Origin of the sequence: Frankia sp. AgKG'84/4 (assembly GCF_023242965.2) — a bacterium.
In the GTDB taxonomy this organism is placed as follows: domain Bacteria; phylum Actinomycetota; class Actinomycetes; order Frankiales; family Frankiaceae; genus Frankia.
In genome coordinates, this window is sequence record NZ_JALKFU020001194.1 from 1 (window position 1) to 2,603 (window position 2,603).

The following is a 2,603-nucleotide window of genomic DNA, read 5'->3' on the forward strand; positions in this document are numbered from 1 at the left end:
CTGCCGAGGCGAGGCGTGGCGGTGGCAGGGCGGCCGAGGCCATCGCTCGACAGAGGTCGCGCAGGCCGGCGCGCAAACACGGCCGGGCCGGCAGGCAGGGCACGAGGGGCCTTCGCCACGCGTCCGGACCGCGCCGCACGGCGGCGAGGCCGGCGGCGAGCTCGGCGAGCGTGCGGTCGGTCACGGCCCGGACTCCGGAGGATGAGTCATGACAGGACGGGCCGGCAGGCCCGGGGCAGAACAGTCAGGTAGCTCAGTGTAGCCGCAATACCCACGGCGGGCAGTCGCGGACCATGCCCGTGCCGGTCGCAGCTGGCATCGCGAGCGGCCCACCCGGGCCGGCAGCCGGACTTACCATCGTGAGATGGACGACGACGGGCCTGGACCGAGGCCGGCGGTTCCCGGTGCGGGCGACGCACGCATCACTCTTCTCACCCGGTCGGGATGCCACCTCTGTGAGACGGCGCGGGACGCGGTGGCCAGGGTCGCGGAGCAGGAGCGGGTCGGATGGCGCGAGGCGGACGTCGATGCCGATCCCCAGTTGGCGCAGGACTACGGCGACCGGGTCCCGGTCGTTCTGGTCGACGGTCGCGAGCATGGTTACTGGCGGGTAGAGGAAGATCGACTGCGGCGGGCGCTGGCCGGTGGCCGTTGGTCCCTGCGCCCCGGCCGCGGCCGCTGATCGCGGTCTGGGCCCCTCGCGCGCACTTCGTGAATCCCTTCACGAAGTCGTACACTGCCCGACGACAACCGACTTGTGGCGCCGAGCCCCGGATCTGGGGCACGGCGGGGCCACGGATTCGGGCCCCTGGCTCCGGGCGGAGTCGCGCGCCCGGAGATCGGAGCCGCGGATGAGTCAGCCACGACGTCGCCCCGCGGTGATGCGGCGGCGGTCCCGCAGCCAACCGGCGGCCGACCGATCGCCGGTGCCGGACGCGACGGTGGCCCGGCTCCCGCTCTACCTTCGGGTGCTGACCACGCTGGCGGAGGGTGCCGTTCACACTGTGTCCTCGGACACCCTGGCGGCCGCCGCCGGGGTCACTCCCGCGAAGGTCCGCAAGGACCTGTCCCACCTCGGTTCCTTCGGGACGCGTGGGGTCGGGTACGAGGTCGACGTGCTGCTCGACCGCATCGCGGCGCGGCTCGGCCTCACCGAGGACCGGTCGGTGGTGCTCGTCGGAGTCGGCAACCTCGGCCACGCCCTCGCCGGCTATGGGGGGTTTCACGCCCGCGGCTTCCGTATCGTTGCTTTGGTCGACGCGGATCCGGACCGGGTCGGCGAGCGGGTCGGCGAGGTCGTCGTCCGCCCCATCGACGAGCTGGAACTGGTCATCGACGAATGTGCTGTCACGATCGGGGTGATCTGCACCCCGGCCGCCGCGGCGCAGCAGGTGTGTGACCGGCTCGTAGCCGCCGGGGTCACGAGCATCCTCAATTTCGCCCCAACGGTGTTGTCCGTGCCGGAAGGGGTGGACGTGCGTAAGGTCGACCTCGCCGTAGAACTTCAGATCCTTTCGTTCCATGAGGCACGCAAACGTCCCGCCTCGCCGCGCGAGCAGGCTCCCGGCCCGCCAGCACTGGCCGAGCAGGACGGCCCGGACGGTGTCGCCACCCACGGGTCCTGGTCTTCCCGGGCCACGTCGGTGCCGCGGGTGGTCGACGGTGCCGAGCCGGTGCGCGGGCCGCTGCCGGGCGAGGGCGCCGGGCTGGCACCCGCGGTATCGGCTCCGCCGCCGGGTGATCTGGCGGCCGGTGAGGCGGCGGCCGCCGGCGGGGTGTCGTCGGCGGTGGTGGGCAGCGTCGGGGCGATGCCCCGGCCAGACAGGGTGTCCCGGACAGACAGGATGAGGACCGAGACGGATGGTGTCGTGCGGGTGACTCGTCAAGCCGTACCGGCGTGGTCGGCGGGCCGGCCGACCGGATTCGGCCAGGTGGGCCGGGCCGACCGGCCGCCGGCCCCTGTTCTCCCGCCAGTGGGCGGAGCGCCCCTCGCCCGTGGGTTCGTGGGCGGTGAGCCGGCATGAGCCTGCTGGTGGTGGGGCTCAACCATCGAACCGCGCCGACCTCGTTGCTGGAACAGGCCTCGGTCTCCGCGACCGACGCCCCCAAGGTGTTGCACGACCTGATCGCCGCGACGCATGTCAGCGAGGCGATCGTGCTGTCCACCTGCAACCGCATCGAGATCTACGCGGAGGTCGAGACGTTCCACGGGGGCGTCGCGGACATCTCCGACCAGATCAGCCGGATCAGCGGCATCGATCTCGCCGATCTCGCCGCCCACCTGTACGTCCACCACGACGCCCGCGCGGTCGGCCATTTGTTCTCCGTCGTCTGCGGGCTCGACTCGATGCTCGTCGGTGAGTCGCAGATCCTCGGGCAGGTGCGCGGCGCCTTCCGCGGGGCCCAGGCTGCCGGCAGCGTCAGCGGCGAGCTGTCCGCGCTGTTCCAGGCGGCGCTGCGGGTCGGGAAGCGGGCGCACTCCGAGACCTCGATCGACGCGGCGGGGGCGTCCATCGTCGCGGTCGGCATCCAACTGGCCGCGTCCAGCCTCGGCATGCTCGCCGAGGCGCCGGCGGTGCCGGTCGCGGCGCCGTGCTCGTCGA

3 protein-coding genes and 1 pseudogene are annotated in these 2,603 nt (G+C 72.9%); 3 read left to right on the forward strand and 1 reads right to left on the reverse strand.

Annotation, left to right across the window (positions count from 1 at the left end):
• Positions 1–184: pseudogene (locus MXD58_RS28625) on the reverse strand (sigma-70 family RNA polymerase sigma factor); the annotation flags it as partial.
• Positions 185–364: 180 nt separating this feature from the next.
• On the opposite strand from MXD58_RS28625, the gene MXD58_RS28630 reads away from it, so the two are divergent.
• From MXD58_RS28630 to MXD58_RS28640, 3 genes are all read left to right on the forward strand, one after another.
• Positions 365–682: a glutaredoxin family protein gene (locus MXD58_RS28630; protein ID WP_248839620.1), complete on the forward strand. Its 318-nt coding sequence runs from the start codon at positions 365–367 to the stop codon at positions 680–682.
• 199 nt (positions 683–881) lie between these two features.
• Positions 882–2,024 carry a redox-sensing transcriptional repressor Rex gene (locus MXD58_RS28635; protein ID WP_284678974.1) on the forward strand — a complete coding sequence of 381 codons (1,143 nt, stop codon included), beginning with the start codon at positions 882–884 and terminating at the stop codon, positions 2,022–2,024.
• A partial coding sequence (locus MXD58_RS28640; protein WP_518478710.1) for a glutamyl-tRNA reductase occupies positions 2,021–2,603 on the forward strand: 583 nt, incomplete at its 3' end. The genes MXD58_RS28635 and MXD58_RS28640, both read left to right, overlap by 4 nt.

Excerpts from the sequence above, each read along its gene's own strand:
- MXD58_RS28630 (WP_248839620.1), top strand. The coding sequence starts at position 365 with ATGGACGACGACGGGCCTGGACCGAGGCCGGCGGTTCCCGGTGCGGGC.
- MXD58_RS28635 (WP_284678974.1), top strand. The coding sequence starts at position 882 with ATGCGGCGGCGGTCCCGCAGCCAACCGGCGGCCGACCGATCGCCGGTG.